Annotated in this window: 1 protein-coding gene; it reads left to right on the top strand. The window is 68.4% G+C overall.

Features of this window, described 5'->3' with window-relative positions; genetic code table 11:
• Positions 1-497, top strand: a 497-nt coding sequence (locus ACSNOH_RS35105) for a flavodoxin-dependent (E)-4-hydroxy-3-methylbut-2-enyl-diphosphate synthase (RefSeq protein WP_436725493.1), incomplete at both ends; no start/stop codon positions are given.

The following is a 497-nucleotide window of genomic DNA, read 5'->3' as shown; positions in this document are numbered from 1 at the left end:
GTGATGGTCAACGCCTACCGGCAGCTGGCCGCGCAGTGCGACTATCCGCTGCACCTGGGTGTGACCGAGGCCGGTCCGGCGTTCCAGGGCACGATCAAGTCCGCGGTGGCGTTCGGTGCGCTGCTGTCGGAGGGGATCGGGGACACGATCCGGGTGTCGCTGTCGGCGCCGCCGGCGGAGGAGATCAAGGTCGGTATGCAGATCCTGGAGTCCCTGGGGCTGCGGCAGCGCCGGCTGGAGATCGTCTCGTGTCCGTCGTGCGGGCGGGCGCAGGTGGACGTGTACAAGCTCGCGGACCAGGTCAGTGCCGGTCTGGAGGGCATGGAGGTGCCGCTGCGCGTCGCGGTGATGGGCTGTGTGGTGAACGGTCCGGGTGAGGCGCGTGAGGCCGATCTGGGGGTGGCCTCGGGCAACGGCAAGGGGCAGATCTTCGTGAAGGGCGAGGTCATCAAGACCGTGCCGGAGTCGAAGATCGTGGAGACCCTCATCGAGGAAGC

It is taken from the genome of Streptomyces sp. URMC 127 (genome assembly GCF_051386535.1).
Taxonomy (GTDB): domain Bacteria; phylum Actinomycetota; class Actinomycetes; order Streptomycetales; family Streptomycetaceae; genus Streptomyces.
The sequence above is the reverse complement of the archived record's forward strand: the minus strand, read 5'-3'. Positions and strand labels throughout refer to the sequence as shown.